This window comes from Paenibacillus cremeus, from assembly GCF_007786445.1.
Taxonomy (GTDB): domain Bacteria; phylum Bacillota; class Bacilli; order Paenibacillales; family NBRC-103111; genus Paenibacillus_G; species Paenibacillus_G cremeus.
Window position 1 is genome coordinate 1 of sequence record NZ_VNJI01000136.1, and the last position, 1,280, is coordinate 1,280.

The window sequence follows — 1,280 nt, forward strand, 5'->3', positions numbered from 1 at the left end:
TGCTCTTCTGTCAAGAAAGTGGACACCCGTAACTCAGGCCTCACGCCTGTAGTACTGCTCCTCGAACCGCGCCGGTGACATGTAGCCAATCGTGCTGTTGGAGCGCTTTCGGTTATAAAAAAACTCGATGTAGCGATACAACTTTTCAAACGCTTCTTGCTTCGTTTTAAATTTTGGGTTGCAGTAAATAAGCTCTCTCTTTAGGATGCTGTGGAAAGCTTCAATACAGGCATTATCATAACAGTTTCCTTTGCGGCTCATACTGGCTTCCATGCCGTATTTCTTCAGTTGGTTACGATACTCTTTTGATGCATACTGTGAGCCGCGGTCAGAGTGGTGAATAAGTCCCTTCTTCGGCTTCTTGGCTGCATACGCTTGATCGAGCGCAGCCATAACTAAGTCGGTTGTCATTCGGTCGCTCAGCTTCCAGCCTACGATTTCTTTCGTGTATAAGTCTAAAATGCTCGCCAAATAAAGCCTGCCTTGGCGGCAAGGGATGTACGTAATATCGGCAACCCATTTTTGTTTCGGTCTTGTTGCTTTAAAGTTCTGGCCCAGCAGGTTTGGTGCAATGGGCAAGTCGTGGTTAGAATCCGTGGTTTGTACTCTAAATTTTCGTGACATGCACGAGCGCAAGCCTTTTTCACGCATGATCAGGCCGACAGTGCGCTCCGATACGCGGTAGCCTTCTTTCAGTAGCTCGTTATAGATCCGAGGGCTTCCATACGTCCGATTCGAATCCCTATAATGCCACTCAATTCGCGCCGTCAGCGCCTCCTTACGCTTATGCTGCTCAGAGGGTTTTGCCGACAACCATTTGTAGAAACCGCTCCTGGAAACCTGCAAGACGCTGCACATCTTCTCCAAGCGAAACTCGGAGCGATGGTTTTCGATGAATAGGAACCTTAGTTCCTTTCTTTGCTGAAGATGTGCATGGCCTTTTTTAAGATTGCAATCTCTTCTTTCAGGTCTTCGATCTCACGTTGCTGTTCGTGAATAACTTGCGATTGCTGACGGAGCGTATCGCCGTGATTCACTGGTTCATGCTCAAATTCCCGATATTTCCCCACCCATTGGCGCAGAGTGTCTGGACTAAGATTTAATTCCTCCGCAATTTGAGGAAGAGACTTACTTTGCTCTTGAACATACTTTACGGCTTCTCGCTTAAATGTCTCGTTGTAACTCTGTCTTTTTTCGCCCATGATTGACACCTCGTTATGTGTTTGTAAGTCCATTATCTGTTTGCGAATAAGAGGTGTCCACTTTTTATTCTAGCTGCA

1 pseudogene is annotated in these 1,280 nt (G+C 46.6%); it reads right to left on the reverse strand.

Annotation, left to right across the window (positions count from 1 at the left end):
• Positions 1–33: 33 nt before the first annotated feature.
• Positions 34–1,202, reverse strand: a pseudogene (locus FPZ49_RS35190) (IS3 family transposase).
• Positions 1,203–1,280: the final 78 nt, after the last annotated feature.